12 protein-coding genes are annotated in these 17,417 nt (G+C 73.3%); 2 read left to right on the top strand and 10 right to left on the bottom strand.

The features are described 5' to 3' along the window. Positions 1 to 4: 4 nt before the first annotated feature. Positions 5 to 2,194 carry an MMPL family transporter gene (locus tag K6T13_RS00895; protein ID WP_222896001.1) on the bottom strand — a complete coding sequence of 730 codons (2,190 nt, stop codon included), beginning with the start codon at positions 2,192 to 2,194 and terminating at the stop codon, positions 5 to 7. Positions 2,195 to 2,299: 105 nt separating this feature from the next. Between K6T13_RS00895 and K6T13_RS00890 the strand changes: the two genes are divergently transcribed. Further along, positions 2,300 to 3,055, top strand: a complete 756-nt coding sequence (locus tag K6T13_RS00890; RefSeq protein WP_222896000.1) for a TetR/AcrR family transcriptional regulator — start codon at positions 2,300 to 2,302, stop codon at positions 3,053 to 3,055. Here K6T13_RS00890 and K6T13_RS00885 read toward each other — a convergent pair. Continuing rightward, positions 3,023 to 3,730, bottom strand: a complete 708-nt coding sequence (locus K6T13_RS00885) for an NAD-dependent deacylase (RefSeq protein ID WP_222895999.1) — start codon at positions 3,728 to 3,730, stop codon at positions 3,023 to 3,025. The genes K6T13_RS00890 and K6T13_RS00885 overlap by 33 nt on opposite strands. A gap of 4 nt (positions 3,731 to 3,734) precedes the next feature. Then, a complete protein-coding gene (locus K6T13_RS00880; RefSeq protein WP_222895998.1) occupies positions 3,735 to 4,676 on the bottom strand; it encodes a 1,4-dihydroxy-2-naphthoyl-CoA synthase in 942 nt (313 codons plus the stop codon). A 215-nt stretch (positions 4,677 to 4,891) separates the two neighbouring features. Between K6T13_RS00880 and K6T13_RS00875 the strand changes: the two genes are divergently transcribed. Then, the gene (locus tag K6T13_RS00875; RefSeq protein WP_222895997.1) at positions 4,892 to 5,338 is read left to right on the top strand and encodes a nitroreductase family deazaflavin-dependent oxidoreductase; all 447 of its coding nucleotides are present in this window, start codon (positions 4,892 to 4,894) and stop codon (positions 5,336 to 5,338) included. Between the two features lie 12 nt (positions 5,339 to 5,350). Here the strand turns inward: K6T13_RS00875 and K6T13_RS00870 are convergent, their stop codons facing one another. From K6T13_RS00870 to K6T13_RS00840, 7 genes are all read right to left on the bottom strand, one after another. After that, on the bottom strand, positions 5,351 to 6,637 hold the full coding sequence (locus tag K6T13_RS00870; protein ID WP_222895995.1) for a hypothetical protein: 1,287 nt from the start codon (positions 6,635 to 6,637) through the stop codon (positions 5,351 to 5,353). Between the two features lie 136 nt (positions 6,638 to 6,773). After that, the gene (locus K6T13_RS00865) at positions 6,774 to 8,066 is read right to left on the bottom strand and encodes a hypothetical protein (RefSeq protein WP_222895993.1); all 1,293 of its coding nucleotides are present in this window, start codon (positions 8,064 to 8,066) and stop codon (positions 6,774 to 6,776) included. 143 nt (positions 8,067 to 8,209) lie between these two features. After that, positions 8,210 to 8,809: an ACT domain-containing protein gene (locus K6T13_RS00860; RefSeq protein WP_222895991.1), complete on the bottom strand. Its 600-nt coding sequence runs from the start codon at positions 8,807 to 8,809 to the stop codon at positions 8,210 to 8,212. A gap of 29 nt (positions 8,810 to 8,838) precedes the next feature. Beyond that, the gene (gene recD / locus K6T13_RS00855; protein WP_222895989.1) at positions 8,839 to 10,581 is read right to left on the bottom strand and encodes an exodeoxyribonuclease V subunit alpha; all 1,743 of its coding nucleotides are present in this window, start codon (positions 10,579 to 10,581) and stop codon (positions 8,839 to 8,841) included. Then, a complete protein-coding gene (locus K6T13_RS00850) occupies positions 10,578 to 13,883 on the bottom strand; it encodes a UvrD-helicase domain-containing protein (RefSeq protein ID WP_222895987.1) in 3,306 nt (1,101 codons plus the stop codon). The genes recD and K6T13_RS00850 overlap by 4 nt, the downstream gene beginning before the upstream one ends. Continuing rightward, positions 13,880 to 17,179, bottom strand: a complete 3,300-nt coding sequence (gene recC, locus K6T13_RS00845; RefSeq protein WP_222895985.1) for an exodeoxyribonuclease V subunit gamma — start codon at positions 17,177 to 17,179, stop codon at positions 13,880 to 13,882. Before recC ends, K6T13_RS00850 begins: the two co-directional genes overlap by 4 nt. A gap of 78 nt (positions 17,180 to 17,257) precedes the next feature. Further along, positions 17,258 to 17,401 carry a GPGG-motif small membrane protein gene (locus K6T13_RS00840; protein ID WP_222895982.1) on the bottom strand — a complete coding sequence of 48 codons (144 nt, stop codon included), beginning with the start codon at positions 17,399 to 17,401 and terminating at the stop codon, positions 17,258 to 17,260. Between the last annotated feature and the right edge of the window lie 16 nt (positions 17,402 to 17,417).

The raw sequence follows: 17,417 nt of genomic DNA, 5'->3' as shown, positions 1-17,417 counted from the left end.
GCGGTCAGCGACCGCTGAGCACCCGCTCCTGCGGCGCCGGGGTCGCGGTCTCCTCCTCGCGGAAGCCGTGGCGCTCCCACCAGCGGCGCAGCGGGCCGGGAGCCCACCAGTTCCACGCCCCGAGCAGCTTCATCGTGGCGGGGACGAGCAGCGCCCGGACGACCGTGGCGTCGATGAGGAGGGCCACCAGCATGCCGATGCCGATCATCTTCATGAACAGCACCCCGCTGAGTCCGAAGGCACCGATGACGACGCCGAGCAGCAGGGCGGCCGAGGTGATGATCCGCCCGGTCTTCTGCACCCCGGTGGCCACCGCGATCTCGTTGCGGCGGCCCGGGTCCGGCTCGGCCGCCCCGAGGTCCCACTGCTCACGGACGCGGGACAGCAGGAAGACCTCGTAGTCCATCGACAGCCCGAACAGGATGGCGGCCATGAGGATCGGGTTGGTCATGTCGAGGAAGCCCTGCGAGGTGAAGTCGAGCAGCCCCTCGAGGTTGCCGTCGCTGAAGATCCACGTGACGACGCCGAACGCGGCGGCGATCGACAGCACGTTCATGAGGACCGCCTTCACCGGCAGCACCAGGGAGCCGAAGGCCAGGAAGAGCAGCACCAGCATCACCGCGACGACCACGACGGCCATCCAGGGCAGGTGGTCGGCCAGCGACGTCTCCAGGTCGACCGTGTCGGCGGTCAGCCCGCCCACCAGCGCCCGGCCGCTCCCCGGCTCGACCTCCCGCAGGTCCCGCACCAGCTGCTGGGACGCCTCGGTCTGGCTGCCGCCCTCCCAGCTCACGCGCAGCACGGCGGCGTCTCCCTCGGCTGCCACCGGCGAGACCGCGGCGACGCCAGGGACGTCGGCCAGGTCGCGTGAGTACGCCGCCAGCCCGGCCGGGTCGGCGCCCTCGACCACCACGGTGGCGGTGGAGGTCTCGGCACCGAACTCCTCGGCCAGCGTCTCGGCCGCGATGTAGGACTCGGAGTCCGGCGGCAGGATGCGGTGGTCGACCGAGCCCCACTTCACACCCAGGAACGGCGAGGCGAGCACGAGCAGCCCGACGGTCACCACGACCAGGACGGCGACCGGACGGCGCATCACGCCACGGGCCAGCCGCGCCCAGGCGCCGTGGTCGCTGTCGACCACCACGGGGCGGTGCCGGCGCCACGGGAGCCGGCCCCCATCGATGCGCCGCCCCAGCAGCCGCAGCACCGCCGGCAGCACGGTGAGGGCGGCCAGCATCGCGACGGTCACGGCTGCCATGCCGCCGTACCCCATGGACCGCAGGAAGCCCTGCGGGAAGACCAGCAGCGAGGACATCGCGGCGGCGACGGTCAACCCGGAGAAGAGCACGGTCCGGCCGGCGGTGGTCATGGTGCGGCGGATCGCCGTGGCCGGGGCGTCGCGGTCGTCGGGTGGGAGCAGCGCCAGCTCCTCCCGGAACCGGCTGACCACGAACAGGGCGTAGTCGATGGCCAGGCCCATGCCGAGCAGGGTGATCACGTTGACCGAGAAGATCGAGACCTCGGTGAACTCCGTCAGCAGCCGCACGACGGCGAGCGCGCCGACGACCGCGAGACCGCCGACGAGGACCGGCATCGAGGCTGCGACCACGCTGCCGAAGATGAGGAGGGCCAGCAGCGCCACGATCGGCAACGAGATCAGCTCGGCCCGTTCGAGGTCCTCCGCGGTGCGCTCGTTGACGTCGTCGTAGATGGCGTAGCTGCCCGCGAGCTGGGTCTCCAGGCCCTCGGCCTCGAGGACCGGTCGCAGCTCGTCGTAGTTGTCGAGGTAGTCGTCCTGCGACTCCCCGGCCAGGGAGATCAGGACCTGGGTGGCGCGCCGGTCCTCGCTGACGAGCGTGGGCTCGCGGGTGTCGTACCAGGTGACCACCTGGGTGACCGTGTCGGCCGGGATGCCCGCCAGGGCGTCCTGCACCGAGCGTCGGAACGCCGGGTCGGTGACCTCCAGCTCCTCGGAGAGGTAGACGGCGACCACGTCGACCTCGCGGTTGCCCACCTCCTCGCGCTCGAGCTCGAGGGCGGCGTAGGCCTCGGAGTCGGGGTCGTCGAAGCCTCCCTGGGAGAGCGAGTCGAAGACACTGGCGCCGTAGACCCCGGCCGCGACCGCGAGCGCGATCCCGGAGAGCAGCACGACGAGTGCGTGGTGGGCGACGACGTTTCCCCAGCGCCGGAGCATGACGTTTCCTCGTATCCTCGGTGAACATGTGTCAGAATGGTGAACGGCGTTAACAGTAAACACCGTTAACCAACGGTGTCAACGGTCGCTCTCGGAGGAGGACGCGTGGTCCAGACAGTCAGCCGGCGGGAGCGCCAGCGGGAGGCGACCTACGACGAGATCGTGCGGGTCTCGCGCGCCCTGCTGGCCGAGGGACTGGAGCTGTCGCTGCGTGCGGTCGCCGGCCGGATGGGGATGACGGCCCCCGCCCTCTACCGCTACGTCGCCAGCTACCAGGAGCTCGTCGACCTGGTGGCCTTCGAGATCGACAAGGCCGCGACCGAGGAGTTCCGGGCGGCGGCGGAGACCCAGCCCGCGGACGACGCGCTCGCCCGGTTGATCTGCGCGTCGGTGGCCTTCCGCCGCTGGGCGCTGCGGGACCGGGCGGAGTTCTCCCTGGTCTTCGCCAACCCGGTCGCCGACACCGCCTGCGTGCGCCGCGACGAGCTGCTCACGTCCGCGACGTCCGGCGTCTACCTCAACGGGCTGCTGGTGGCGGTCTGGCACCAGCTCCGCTACGACCACCCCGAGCTCGACGAGCTCGACCCGGTGGTGGTGGAGGTGCTCAGGGACCCGGTGCTCCCGATCGACCTGACAGAGGTGCCCGACGAGCACCGGGGCCTGCTCTGGGTCTTCATGCAGGGGTGGGCCACGCTCTACGGCACCGTCACGCTCGAGGTCTTCGGCCACCTCGACCCGCGGATCATCGAGAGCGGTGCGCTCTTCGCCGAGATGCTGGCCGGCTGGCTGCCGCGGCTCGGCAGTGACGACGCCGACGGTCGCTACCGGTCACTCCTGCTCGCGGAGATCGCCCGCGAGTAGCTCCTCCACCCACGCAGGGACCAGCCGGGTCGCCGGCCCACGGCGGTGCTCGGCGAAGTCGGAGCTGGCCTCGCTCGCGTCGAGGTTGAGCTCGAGGGTGCGGGTACCTCGCCCGGACGCGTAGTGGACGAAGGCAGCGGCCGGGTAGACCACCCCCGACGTACCGATCGCGACGAACAGGTCGCACTCCCACAGCGCGCGCTCGATCCGCTCCATCTCGCGGGGCACCTCGCCGAACCACACGACGTCGGGTCGCAGCGCCGCCTCGCCGCACCCCGGGCAGGGTGGCCGGTCGCCCAGCGGGTCGGTCCACGCGTGCCGCGCGTCGCAGGCGGTGCACCACGCCGACCGCAGCCGGCCGTGCATGTGCACGACCCGACGCGACCCGGCCCGCTCGTGGAGGTCGTCGACGTTCTGGGTCACGAGCAGCAAGCGGTCACCGAGCCGTTCCTCCAGCTGGGCCAGGGCGCGGTGGGCAGCGTTCGGCTCCACCCGGGCCAGGGCAGCCCGGCGTTGGTCGTAGAAACGGTGCACGAGGTCCGGGTCGGCGGCGAAGGACTCCGGCGTCGCGACCACCATCGGGTCGTGCCCCTCCCAGAGCCCGTCGGCGTCGCGGAAGGTGGGCAGCCCGCTCTCCGCGGAGATCCCGGCTCCGGTGAGGACGACGACCTTCACGCGGTCAGTAGTACCAGGGGTAGGGCGACCAGTCGGGTTCCCGCTTCTCGAGGAACTGGTCGCGGCCCTCCTGCGCCTCGTCGGTCATGTAGGCCAGTCGCGTGGCCTCGCCGGCGAACAGCTGCTGCCCGACCAGGCCGTCGTCGATGAGGTTGAAGGAGTACTTCAGCATCCGCTGGGCCGTCGGGCTCTTGCCGTTGATGATCCGTCCCCACTCCAGCCCGGTCGCCTCGAGCTCGTCGTGCGGGACCGCGCGGTTGACGGTGCCCATGCGCACGCCGTCCTCAGCGGAGTACTCCTCGGCGAGGAAGAAGATCTCGCGGGCGAACTTCTGGCCCACCTGGCGGGCGAGGTACGCCGAGCCGAAGCCGCCGTCGAAGGAGCCGACGTCGGCGTCGGTCTGCTTGAAGCGTCCGTGCTCGGTGCTGGCGAGCGTGAGGTCGGCGACGACGTGCAGGCTGTGGCCACCACCGGCCGCCCAGCCGTTGACCAGGCACACGACCACCTTCGGCATGAACCGGATCAGCCGCTGGCACTCGAGGATGTGGAGCCGGGCCAGCCTCGCCTTGTCGACGGGCTCCGGGTCCGCGCCGCCTCCGGGGGTCGGACCAGTCGAGACCTCGTACTGGTAGCCCGCGCGGCCCCGGATCCGCTGGTCGCCACCCGTGCAGAAGGCCCGCTTGCCGTGCTTGGCGCTCGGCCCGTTGCCGGTCAGCAGCACGCAGCCGACGTCGGCGGAGGTGCGGGCGTGCTCGAGGACCCGCAGCAGCTCGTCGACCGTGTGGGGCCGGAACGCGTTGAGCACGTCGGGTCGGTCGAAGGCGATGCGCACCGTGCCGTGCTCCCGCGCCCGGTGGTAGGTGAGGTCGGTCAGGTCCTCGAAGCCCGGCACGTGCTCCCACGCCGTCGGGTCGAAGGTCTCCGAGACGCCGTCGATCGCACTCATGGCACCGCACGCTATCCGGCGGGGAGGTCCGGTGGTTTCGTGGCTCAGGCCCTGCATGCCTTCGCACCTCGACCTCCGGACCGGCGCCGTCTCGACGCCACCCCAGTGCTGCCGGCCTTCGAACCTCGACCTCCGGACCGGCGCCGTCTCGACGCCACCCCCGGCTCGATCTCTGGCGGCAGGAATCGGACGAGCGGTCCGCGCGTTCAGCCGGCATGGCACTGACGGGAGAGTACGAGCCGAGCACGCAGCAGTGGGTCCGTGAGCAGGTGGCGGAGTTCGAGGCCTCGGGCGGCCAGCGCGCCAACACCCTCGCCCGCACCGGGGACCCCATCGTCGTCATCACCTCACGAGGGGCCCGGTCCGGCAAGCTGCGCAAGAACCCGGTGATGCGGGTCGAGCACGAGGGTCGCTACCTGGCGGTCGCCTCCAAGGGCGGTGCCGCCGAGGACCCCGAGTGGGCCCACAACTTCCGCGCCCACCCGGAGGTCGAGCTCCAGGACCTCGCCGACCGGGCGACGTACGCCGTCCGGGAGCTCGAGCCGGGCCCGGAGCGCGACGAGTGGTGGCGGCGTGCCGTCGAGACCTGGGCGACGTACGGCGAGTACCAGCGCAGCACCGACCGGCTGATCCCGCTGTTCCTGCTGGAGCGGCGGGACTGACCCACCTCGGTCTCAGGGAAGCGGCGCGAACGCGAGGCCGCGGTGCTGCTCCCCGCCGAAGCGGACGCTGTCACTGCCGACCCACAGTCCGCGTGGCGTGGCGACCAGTGCCCGACCACCGATGGCGGCTCGCTTGGGCGGGTCCCAGGCCAGGGCGTCGCCCGTGGTCGGGTGGATCGCACCGATCCCCAGGCGTCGGGCGGCCCCGCCGCCATCCATGCTCGCCCAGCCGAACGGGTTGTCTAGCCACTGGAAGTGACCCTGCACGTAGACCGCCGCGCCCGTCACCGAGACGCTCCACAGGCTGTCGCCGCCGGTGTAGTTGATCCACTGCGGTTGGCTGTCGTCGTTCATGTCGAATCGCGCGGCGCCGTCGCACACGGTCTCGAACCGGTCCCCGCTGCGTGGGATCTGGCCGGTGGAGACCACCACGAAGTAGTCGCCGGTCGGCGCGAAGTCGATCCCCTGCAGGTAGGCGATGCGCCGTGGGTGGGTCGAGCTGCACGGGCTCGCGAACCTGTTGTAGTACCAGTTGTGCAGCGTGGCCTGCGCGCCTGAGATGTCGGCCATGAAGAAGCGGCTGCGGGCCTGGCCGTCGACCTGGCGGAAGTTGCCCGTCGCCACCAGCCGCGTGCCGGCCGGGTTGATCGACATCCCGATGACCGAGATCCGACCCCAGGCGTTGGGCAGGGCGTCGGTGATGTCGAGCCCGAAGTGACCGGTGTTGGCGCCGGTGACCGGGTTGAGGGCCAGCAGCCGCTGCCGGAAGCTGCCGCCGGCGTACAGCCGGCCGTTGGCCGCGGCGAGCACGTTGACGCGCCCGCGGATGGCAGAGGTGAAGCCCGGGTCGATCTGGCCCGTCGTGGCGTTGACCCGCACGATGCTGCGCTTGTTGGTGCCGCCGATGTTGCGGAACTGGCCCGCGATGTAGACCCAGTTTCCGATGGCGGTCATCGCCCACACCCGGCGGTCGGCGTCGAGGTCCCAGCTGCGCATGGCGCCGGTGTCCTCGTCGAAGGCGAACACGTTGGTCCGCTGGTAGTTCTGCCCGCCCTGCGTGACCCGCGTGAAGCGACCACCGGCGAACACCGTGCCGCCGGCCACCGTGATCGCATCGACGATCGGCTTGGCCTGTCCGTCGACGCGCACCAGTGCCGGCGTCCAGTTCGCCGGGTTCTCGCTCACGACGGTCGGGTGCGGTGTGTCGGCGGTGGCGGTGCCGACCGCGGTGACCGCCAGTGTCGCCGCGGCGACCAGTGCCGTCGCGCGTCGTCCGTGCCGCGTCAGTCTGCGCTTCATCGTGATGCTCCCCGGTTCGCTCTGGATTGCTGGCGATCGGGCCCCCTGCTGGCCTGTCTAACCCAGGGCCATGGCCAGTGAAAGCCGAGCTCGCGGATATGCCCTGTTTGGATGACCGTCGCGGGAGGGGGGTGGCTCAGGGCAGGGGCACGAACGCGATGCCGCGGTGCGGCTCACCCGCGAAGTGGGTGCTGTCGCTCCCCACCCACAGCCCGTCGGGCGTGGCGACGAGGGCCTGCGACCCGATCTGCGCCTTCTTGGCGGGATCCCAGTCCAGGGCGAGCCCGGAGCCCGGGTCGATCGCGCCGATGCCCAGGCGCCGGACGGCGTCGCCCCGAGGCATGCTCGCCCAGCCGTCGGGGTTGTCCAGCCACTGGAAGTGACCCTGCACGTAGACCGCGGCGCCGGTGACCGACACGCCCCAGACACTGTCGCCGCCGGTGTAGTTGATCCACTGCGGCTGGGTGTCGTCGTCCATGTCGAACCGCCCGGCCCCGTCACACACGGTCTCGTGCTTGTCGCCGGAGAGCGGGATCTGGCCGGTCGCCACCACGACGAAGTAGTCGTCGGTCGGCGCGAAGTCGATCCCCTGCAGGTAGGCGATGCGCCGCGGGTGCGTCGAGCTGCACGAGCTCGCGAAGCGTGGGTAGTACCAGTCGTCGAGGACGGCGTCGGTGCCCGAGATGTCGGCCATGAAGAACCGGCTCCGCGCCTGACCGTCGACCTGGCGGAAGTTGCCGGTGGCGACCAGCTTGGTGCCGGCCGTGTTCACCGACATGCCGATGATCGAGACCGATCCCCAGGCGCCCGGGATCGGGTCGGCGATCGTGAGGTCGAACGCGCCGGTGTCGGCGCCGGTGACCGGGTCGAGGGCCACCAGCCGCTTCGAGAAGCTGCCGCCGACGTAGAGCAACCCGTTCGGCGCCGCCTCCAGCGCGTTCACGCGCCCCTTGACGGCGGAGGTGAAGCCGGGGTCGATCTCGCCGGTCGTCGCGTCGACCCGGACCACGCTCCGCTTGCTGGTGCCGCCGATGGCGGTGAACTGACCACCGATGTAGACCCAGTTGCCGATGGTGGCCATCGCCCACACGCGGTTGTTGGCGTCCAGGTTCGCCGGCGAGACAGCACCGGTGTCGGCGTCGAACATCACCACGTTGGTGCGGTCGTAGGTGTCGGTGCCGTGGGAGACACGGGTGAAGCGACCCCCCGCGAAGACCGTGTCGCCGGAGACCGCGATCGCGTCCACGATCGGCTTCGCGGTGCCGGGGACAGCGACCAGCTCGGGGGTGTGGTTGACGGGATTCTCGATGACCACGGTGGGGTGCGGGATGTCCGCAGCGGCGACGGGTGCCACGACGACGGCGACCGTCGCGGCCAGGCCGGCGACCGCCAGCCGTCGGACCCTGGAGGCGCCACCGATCTCTGTCATCTCTCACACCTCGCCCGCACATGAGCCGTCCCACCGACCCCCCGTGTGCGGCCGGATGCTGTGCTCGACGTGTCTAACCCAGCCGGGGGATCACGACGCCGACCGGAGACGAACATCCCCTCTTTCGATGACGGCCGGGTCCGTCAGCCGGCGATGGTGCTCGCGACGTTGGCGAGGTGCTGGAACCGGGCGAGCTCGGAGGCCAGGAAGTCCGGTCCGCCGCGACGTCCGATCACGAGGATCTGGTCGGGTCCGAGGGGGCAGACCGCCACCAGGTCGTCGTCGGTGCCGGTGGCCATCGCGGGCCCGGTGACGTCGAGCCAGGCCACCGTGTCGGGGGCCGCCTCGGTGGCACGGGCGATGCCGTCGACGCGGTGCACCCGCGCCCCCCAGTCGGAGCGGAAGACGATCGGCAGCAGGTCCACCAGCCGGTCGTGGGCGACTGCCGGGTTGCTGGTGAGGTCCTCGATCGCCTCCAGGTCGAGGAACACGTTGCCGCCGGCGGCGTACCGGCTGATCCAGAGGACCGACACGTCCGGCAGGCCGGTGCACGCGGAGACGATGGCGTCGGGCATGGCGCCGTCGACCATCTCGAGGAACACGTCGTCGACGGCGGTGCCGTCGGGCCGTTTCTCGACGATCTCGATCGCCTCGATGTCGCCGCCCGCCTCGCCGATCGCGGCCGCGACGCGACCCAGGGAGCCCGGGACGTCGGGGAGCGAGAGGCGCAGCAGGAACGGCACGTCCTGACCCTAGTCCCGCCGCGTTGCGGTCAGGTTTCGTCGTCCAACCGCTGGCGCAGGCCGGTGGCGCGTTGTGCCCGTGTCGCGACGGCAGCCCGGACGGCGGCCTCCGACCCCACGACCCGGAGCCGGTCGCGGGCGCGGGTGACGGCGGTGTAGAAGAGCTCGCGGGTCAGCAGCCGCGAGCCCTCCTCGGGCAGGAGCACCACCACCTCGTCGGCCTGGCTCCCCTGGCTCTTGTGGATGGTGAGCGCATGCATGGTGTCGACGGCATCGAGTCGCCCCGGCGCCAGCTCGGTGGTGCCACCCGCACCGTCGATCCAGGCCCGCAGCCGACCGTCGGTGGCGACGGCCACGCCCGTCTCGCCGTTGTAGACCTGCAGCGCGTAGTCGTTGGCCGTGACCAGCAGCGGCCTGCCGACGTACCAGGGCGACCAGATCGCTTGGCCGGTCTCCTCCGCCAGCCACTGCTCGACGAGCCGGTTCCAGTGGCGTACGCCGCGGGGGCCCTCCCGGTGGGCGCAGAGCAGCCGGAACTCCTCGAGCAGGCCGGTCGACCCGGTGACGTCACCGGCTGCGGCCCGCTCCCGGATGCGCAGCGCATGGGCGACCAGCCCCGGACGCAGCTCCTGCTCGGGGTCGTCGGTCTCCACGAACCGGACCTGGTCGGAGTCGACGCGCAGCGCCGCGAGCACACCGTCGGCGTCACCGGACCCGGCGTCGCGGAGCGCCTCGGCCACGTGCTGGATGTCGACCGCGGAGCGGTAGTTGGTGACGAGCTCGCGGACGGCCGCTCCGGGCAGGGTGCGGAGGCCCTCGACGAGGTCGGAGAGCACCGCTCCCGCGCCCACGGACGTCAGCTGCCGCGGGTCGCCGACGAGGACCAGCCGGGTGTCGGGACGAACCGCCTCGAGGAGGCGCGCCATCAGCGTGAGGTCGACCATCGAGCACTCGTCGACGACCACGACGTCGTACTTGAGCCGGTTGCCGCGGTCGTGGCGGAACCGCGTGGTGTTGTCACGCCGCCAGCCGAGCAGGCGGTGGAGCGTCATCGCTGCCGGGCTGCCGACCCGGTCGCGGACCGCGTCGGGCATCTCCTCGGCGACGGCCTCCGCGAGCCGGGCCGCGGCCTTGCCGGTGGGGGCGGTGAGCGCCACTGCCGGCGGCCGGTCGGACTGGAGCGCCAGCAGCGCCAGGAGCCGCGCCACCGTGGTGGTCTTGCCCGTCCCGGGGCCCCCGGTGACCACGGTGGTCCAGTGACGGACCGCGGCGACGGCCGCGGCCTCCTGGGCCTCGCTGAGGTGGTCGTCGCGCACGGCGGACAACCCGTCGGCCAGACGCTGCTCGTCGACCACGGGCGGGACCTGACGGCTCCGGGCGAGGACGTCGTCGGCGACCTGCCGCTCGAGCCGGTGGTAGCGGTCGAGGTAGACCAGGCCGTGCTCCTGCTGCAGCACCCCGCTCTCGAGCAGCGCCGAGGCCGCCACGCGATCGGCCCACGGTGTGGGCGCGGGCCACGCGAGGTCGGGAGCGATCGCGCGTACGGCGTCGAGGTCGACCCCCACCGAGCCGTGGCGGACCGCCCGCACCGCGAGCGCCACGGCCAACCTGACCTCGGCATCGTCGTCACCTGCGAGCTCACCGGTGCGCTCGGCGACGTGGACGTCGGCGGCCGAGAGCACGCCGGCCCGGTTGAAGTCGCCCAGCAGGCCGGCGGCTCCCTGGACCAGGCGGCGGTCGGCAGCGTCGGTGGGCTCGAAGAGCTCGGTCACGTCACCACCACCCGACCGTCGAGCAGGTCGGACAGCTCGACCACCAGCGCCACCGGCGGCCGCCACGCGAAGACGCCACAGGGCTCGCCGTCGACCAGGGGGGTGGCCTCCCCGCACATGCCGCGCAGGTAGAGGTAGAGCACGCCGCCGAGGTGGCGCTCGGGGTCGTAGCCCGGTTGGCGCCAGCGCAGGAACCGGTGGAGCACCGCGGCGTAGAGCAGCGCCTGCAGGGGGTAGTCGGAGTGCCCCATCGCCTCGTCGAGCATCGCCGGCGCGTAGGCGGCCGCCGTGAGGGGCTCCTCACGCGGGCCCAGCCAGTTGGTCTTGTAGTCGACCACGAGGTAGCGGGGGTCGCTGGCCGGCCCGGTGCGGAGGACGACGTCGACCGAGCCGGTGAGGTATCCGCGGAGGTCCTGGTCACCGACCTCCGGTCGGTCGAGGGCGTCGGCGAAGCGGCGCACCGGGTCCTCAGGTGTGAGGTGGCGGCGCAGCAGGGGTGCGAGGTCGCCGAGGGTCACCGCACCCGTGGTGGCGAGGTCGCCGCCGGCCAGCGGCAGCTCGAAGTCCATCTCGGGGAGCCGGTCGCGCAGGGCGATCGAGCGGAGGGTCGCGCCACCGGCCAGGCTTCCGAGCGGGGTCGTGACCACGGCCTCCAGGGCGTCGACGAGCACGTCGCGGTCGACATCCTGGGGCCACCGCACCAGCTGGTCGTCGAGGTGGCGCCGCAGCTCGGCAGCGAGGTCGGGCACCTCGGGGTCGGCGTGCTCGAGGACGCCGTGGACGAGGGAGCCGAAGTCGGCCCCCACCGGGAGGTCCGCCATGGGCGAGGGCACGGCGGCGGCCGAGACCACGTCGTCGGGCAGGAGCAGCGGCCGCAGCGCGCCCTCGTCGTCCCGCGGCTCGACCTCGGGCTCGCTGTCGACGGTGGCGGTGGCCGACTCGACCCGCGTAAGGGCGGAGTAGGAGGTACGGCGCCAGGCGGTGTCGACGGTGCGGTCGAAGCGGCGCACGGCGAGCTCGGCCGGGTGGTCCTGCGGCGGGTCGACGCCGAGGAGCGCCCAGCGGGCAGGCTCGGGGGTGAGCGCGCCGCGGTCGCGCCACCGGGCGAACACGTCGACGACCTGCTGGTCGCTCCACACCGCTGCCTGGTCGGGGACGTCGTCGCCCTCGCCGCGCGCGAGCAGCCGGTGGAGCGCCGAGGTCGCGGTGTTGCGGGCGGTCGGCGCCCACCAGCACACGACCTGCGAGCAGGCGCGGGTGAGCGCGACGTAGAGGAGCCGCAGCGACTCGCCGAGGTCCTCGGCGGCGGCCCGTGCGGCGTGGTCGCCCCACTGGGTCCGACTGCGCCCGACCGCCACGCACCGCTGGCCGTCGTCGTCGTGGAAGAGCGGCATGTCGGGCTCGCGCGCGAAGCGGTCCCACACGGCGGGGAGGTAGACGACGGGGTACTCGAGGCCCTTGCTGGAGTGGATGGTGACCAGCTGGACGGCGGCGGCGTCGGAGTCGAGCCGGCGGGTGCGCTCGCTGGTCCGGTCGGCGCGACCCTCGGCGACCTGCCGGCGGAGCCAGGTGAGCGTGGAGGCCAGCCCCAGGTGATCGGTGAGTCCGACGGTGTGGAGCACCTCACCGACGTGGCGCAGGTCGGTGAGCAGCCGCTCGCCGCCGACCCACCCGAGGACCCGGGCCGAGAGCCCGGCAGCCGTGGCCGCCTCGAGCACGGCAGCGACACCGCGCTCGGCGAAGAGCTCGGCCCACACCCGGACCTGGTCGGCGATCTCCTCGGAGCGGTCGGCCCCTCCCTCGTCGAGCTCGGTGGCGGTGAGCCCGAAGAAGCTGGTCAGGGCGGCGGCGCGGACCTTCGGCATCCGGTGGGGCTGGTCGAGGGCCTCCAGCAGGGTGAGCCACTCGAGGGCGGCCGCCGACCCGAAGACGCTCCCGGCCCCCGCGATCACCGAGGGGATGCCCACCTCGCGCAGCGCCGCCTGGATCGTCGCCAGCGTGCTGTTGGTGTGGGCCAGCACCGCGACGTCGCGGGCGCGCAGCGGCTCGCCGTCGAAGGTGGCTCCCGAGGCCAGCAGCCGGCGGACGTCGAGCGCGAGGTCGCGGGCGACGTGGGGCCGCACCTGGTCGACCTTGGGGGCGCCCCCGGTGACACCGAGGTCGTCGCGGCGCAGCACGCGCATTCGCAGCGGCCGGTCGCTGGGGGCACCCCGGAGCCGGTTCTCGCCGTGGTGGGCGTCGACCGGGTGGACCACGATCTCGGGGTGGCCGAGCTGTGCGCCGCCCAGGAACGCGTCGAAGGCGGCCACCAGGTCGTGGTCGCTGCGCCAGTTGGTGCCGAGGGTGCGCCGCTCGGTGGCGGTCCGGGCCGCCGCCAGGTAGGTCGTGACGTCGCCGCCGCGGAAGGCGTAGATCGCCTGCTTCGGATCACCGATCAGGACCATCGTCGCCACCCCGGTGAACGCCCGGTCGAGGATCGACCACTGCACCGGGTCGGTGTCCTGGAACTCGTCGACCAGCACGACCCGCCACCGGCGCCGCATCCGGTCGCGGGCCGGGCTGTCGGTGTCGGCGAGGGCGTCGGCGAGCTGGTGGAGCAGGTCGTCGTAGGAGAGCACACCCAACCGGCGCTTGCGGCGGTCCGTCTCGCGGCGGACGGCCTCGGCGAAGCGCACCCGCCGGGCGGCCACCCCCTCGGTCTCGCCAGCAGGCTCGAGCCGGGCCTGGGGGTCGTTGACGGCGCAGCGGGCGATCGCGAGCGCCTGGGAGTAGCTGAACGACGGTCCGTCGTCGGTCGTGGCGAACCCCCGGAGGTAGAGGTCGTCGACCACCTCGACCAGGAGGTCGTCGAGGTCCTCGACGAGCCGGGTGTTGCTGTCGGAGTCACCGGCCACCCCCAGCGAGGCGAGGACCAGGTGGCAGAACTGGTGGGTCGTGGCGATGGTGGCCGCGTCGAAGCCGACCAGGGCGTCGACCAGCCGGGCGTGCATCGCCTCGCGGTCGTCGCGCGCCAGCAGCAGCCCGAGCAGCGCCGAGGGCTCGTCCGGCAGCACCGGCTCGGGGGCCAGCGCCCGTTGGGCCTCGACCAGCTGGGCGCGGACCCGCTCGCGCAGCTCCTGGCTCGCCGCGCGCCCGAAGGTGACCACCAGCATCTCGTCGAGACGCACCACCCCCTCGGCCACGAAACGCGTGACCAGGGCGGCGATGGTCCAGGTCTTGCCGGTGCCGGCACTCGCCTCGAGCAGGGTGGTGCCGGTCGGCAGCTGCCCGGTGATGTCGAAGGGCTCGAGCGCGTCGGTCACAGCGTCACCTTCCGCTCGGCCCCGGTCAGCAGTGGCTCCCACACCCGCACCGCCAGGTCGTCGAGCCCGTCGGCCCGCAGCACCTCGAGCGGCGCCCTCTCGCCGTGGACACGGACGTGCCAGGCGTCCTCACGCTCGCCCGGGACGGGGGAGTTGTCGGTGCTGCACCACGCGGTCTCGGGGCTGCGCGCGCCGGGGGTGCCGAGCCGGCGCCCGGCGGCGGCGAGGGCCGTCTCGACCGGCAGCGGGAGGGGCCGCCGCTGTCCCTCGTCGTAGAGCTCCACCAGCGTCCTGAGCCACTCGGCCGCCCGGTGGTCGAGCGGGCCCGAGACGTAGCCGTCGGCACCCTTGTCGCCCTTGCCGACGGCGTGGCCGGTCCAGTGCTCGTCGGGGTAGGCGGCGCTGAGCGCCAGCAGGTCGATCCAGACCGCCAGCCGCTGCCGGCCCTTGAGCGCGGAGTAGCCGACGGAGAGCAGCCGGTGGCCGAACAGCTGGGTGACCGTGCCCGTGAGCAGTCGGCCGTCGCCGAGGTCGACGGCGACGTCTCGGCTGGTGGCGGTCCGGTCCTCGCGCAGCGCGGCCGTCGCGGCGTAGATCGCCGAGCACTCCTGGACCACGGTCTCGAAGGCCGCCTCGCCCAGCCGGAAGGGAGGCAGCGTGCCCCGCAGCAGCTCCGCGGTCATCACGGTGTCGGGCCGGCTCCCGGCCAGCACCTCGCGCAGCAGCCGGTCGCCGATCCGCCACTTGTCGAGGCCGCGCACCTCGATCGGGATCGCGTCCTCGACCTCGGTGGCCTCGAGCGGGGTGGCGAGGTCGAGCCGCCCGCGCAGGAAGGCCCGGACGGGATGGGCGAAGAAGTCGCGCAGGTCGGCCAGGTTGACGTCGTCGCGCGGCGGGGCCGGCAACGGCCCGGGGAGGAACGGCGCAGGTGGGGTGCGCTCGGCGAGGGCGGCCCGCGCGCCGGCGAGGGCGGCCCGGTCGAAGCTGAACGGCCGGTCACCGACGAGGGCACCCGGCTGGAGGTTGCGGGGGTCGTGGGGCTGGAGGGGGTGGCGCACGAGGACCCGGTCGCGGACCGGCGTCGCGACGGTGAGGTCGGCGGCGTCGAGCACCTCGCCGAGGGGTACGGCGGGGGGCCGCTCGGCCCCGGTGTGCTCGTTGGCCCCGGTGTAGGTGACCACGAGGGTCTCGGTGGCGGCCAGGACCGCGTCGAGGAGCAGCTGCCGGTCCTCGCTGCGGGCGTCACGCTCGCCGGTCAACGGCCGCCGCAGCAGCGCGTCGTCCCCGTCGACCGACGCCCCGCGCGGGAAGGCGCCGTCGTCGAGCCCGACCAGGCAGACGACCCGGTGGGGCACCGACCGCATCGGGACCATGGTGCAGACGGTGAGCGTGCCGGTCCGGAAGTTGGCGCGGGTCGGCCGCCCGCCCAACCGCGACCGGAGCAGGGCCCGCACGTCGGCGAGGCGCACCGTGGCCCGACCGCCGTCGGTGGCCGCGTCGAGCGCCTGGGCGAGCTCGCGCTCGAGCTGCGGGCCCTGCCAGGGCTGGCCGGGGTCGGCCTCGGTGAGCGCGCCGACGCCGGAGCGCAGGGCGGTGACCCACTCCTGGAGGGTGTCGGCCCGCCCGAGCTCGGCGACGCAGCGGTCGAGCCGGTCGACGAGCTCGGCGAACCGGCCGAGCAGGTCGAGGTCGCCGCTCCCGACGTCGTCGACGGGGAGGCCCCGACCCACGTGGCGGTGGTCGTCGCCGCTCATCGCCGCGCCAAGCAGCAACCGGTCGAGCCCGGAGCGCCAGGTGTTGTGGGGGAAGCGCTCCATCGCGAACCCCGCGCGCTGCGCCTCGTCGAGCCCCCAGCGGATGCCGGCCTCGCCGACCCAGTCGGTGAGGCGGGCGAGGTCGTCGTCGTCGAGGTCGAAGCGGCGGCGGCACACGTCGGTCGCGGCGAGGTCGAGGACCTCGCTGGCGGTGACCCGGCCACCAGCGAGCTCGACCAGCCGCGCCGCGACGGCGAGCAGCGGGTTGGTGCTGGACAGCGCCCGGTCGGCCAGCCGGACCCGGAGCCGGTGGGCGGGGTGGCCGTCGTCGACCACGCCCTCGAGCCCGAAGCCGGCCGCCACCAGCGGGGCGAAGGCCTCGATGTCGGGGCACATCACGAGGATGTCGCGCGGCTCCAGCGTGGGGTCGTCGGCGAGCAGCCCGACCAGCACCTCGCGCAGGACCTCGACCTGACGGGCAGCGCCGTGGCAGGCGTGGACCTGGAGGCTGCGGTCGTCGGGACGCAGCTCGCGGCCGGCGCGGGTCGCGGGTTCGGGGGCACGGTTGGCGCGGACGTCGGCCTGGAGCCAGCCGAGCAGGGTGTCCGGCGCCGTCGGGTCGGGCACGTGGTCGACCTCGGTCGCCCTCGCCTGCAGGGCGCGGACGAGCTCGCGGCTGTCGCGACCCAGCGACCCGAGCAGCGGGTGGCCGACGCGCGAGGTCGAGTCGTCCTCGTCACGAGGCACCACCCCGTCGAGGTCCTGCAGCGCCTCGGCGAGCGTGATCGAGGGCTGCGGCGTCCAGAGGTGGACGTCGCGCCGCTCCCCGAGGGCGGCGAGCAGCTCGACCTCGGTGACCGGCAGCCGGGTGTGGCCGAAGAGGGAGAGACGGTCGGGGAGGTCGAGCCCGTCGTCACCGGCCCGCAGCCGGACCAGGGTCTCGGCGTGACGGACGTCGGGCGGGGTCTCGCCCACCAGGTCGAGCACGCGCCGCCACAGCTCGGGCTGCCACCTCAGGTCGGCGTCGAGCGGCTGGCCGGTCCCGTCGGTGTCGCGCCCTGCGCGCCAGTCGGCGACCAGGGCGGGCCGCTGGACGGCGTACGACGCCAGGATGCCGGCCAGGCGCCGCGCCACCGACCACCGGCGACTGCGCCGCAGCTCGCCCTCGTCGCCGGCCACCCCGTGACCGAGGTGGCGGGCCAGGGTCTCGGCCCACGGCTCGTCGAGCGCGGCGTCGATCGCCGCGAGCACCGGCCACACCAGCCGGTCGGGGTCCCAGGGGTCGTCACGGTCACGGCCCAGCAGCAGGGAGACCAGCGACCGGGGGCTGAGGAACCGGACCCCCGCACACACGCCGTCGCCGCCCCGGGGGCCCTCGCCGAGACGGTGGGAGAGCCGCTGGGAGAGCCACCGCTCCACCCCGCGGGCCGGAACGGCCACCACCTCGGTGGCGAACGGGTCGGGCAGCGGCGTGGCGAGCAGCCGACCCAGGCCGTCGGCCAGCTGGTCGGCCCGCGGAGCCCGGTGCCAGAAGAGCGTCACCCGAGGTGGCCCCCCTTCCGCAGGACATGGGTCGGCGACGGACCCCAACATAGGGCCCGCCGCCGACACGGAGGATCGTCAGGTGAAGATGCTGACGCCTCCCGCGCCGACCAGCAGCCCGACCACGATCAGGACGATCCCCTGCAGCACCGCTCCCCGGATCAGGGAGACGATGCCCGCGATCACCAGGATCACGGCGAGGATCCACAGCACGAATGCCATCGGTCCCTCCTCCTTC

It is taken from the genome of Nocardioides coralli, assembly GCF_019880385.1.
Lineage (GTDB): Bacteria > Actinomycetota > Actinomycetes > Propionibacteriales > Nocardioidaceae > Nocardioides > Nocardioides coralli.
The sequence above is the reverse complement of the archived record's forward strand: the minus strand, read 5'-3'. Positions and strand labels throughout refer to the sequence as shown.

Excerpts from the sequence above, each read along its gene's own strand:
- K6T13_RS00865 (WP_222895993.1), bottom strand. The coding sequence starts at position 8,066 with ATGACAGAGATCGGTGGCGCCTCCAGGGTCCGACGGCTGGCGGTCGCC.
- K6T13_RS00880 (WP_222895998.1), bottom strand. The coding sequence starts at position 4,676 with ATGAGTGCGATCGACGGCGTCTCGGAGACCTTCGACCCGACGGCGTGG.
- K6T13_RS00875 (WP_222895997.1), top strand. The coding sequence starts at position 4,892 with ATGGCACTGACGGGAGAGTACGAGCCGAGCACGCAGCAGTGGGTCCGT.
- K6T13_RS00870 (WP_222895995.1), bottom strand. The coding sequence starts at position 6,637 with ATGAAGCGCAGACTGACGCGGCACGGACGACGCGCGACGGCACTGGTC.
- K6T13_RS00840 (WP_222895982.1), bottom strand. The coding sequence starts at position 17,401 with ATGGCATTCGTGCTGTGGATCCTCGCCGTGATCCTGGTGATCGCGGGC.
- K6T13_RS00895 (WP_222896001.1), bottom strand. The coding sequence starts at position 2,194 with ATGCTCCGGCGCTGGGGAAACGTCGTCGCCCACCACGCACTCGTCGTG.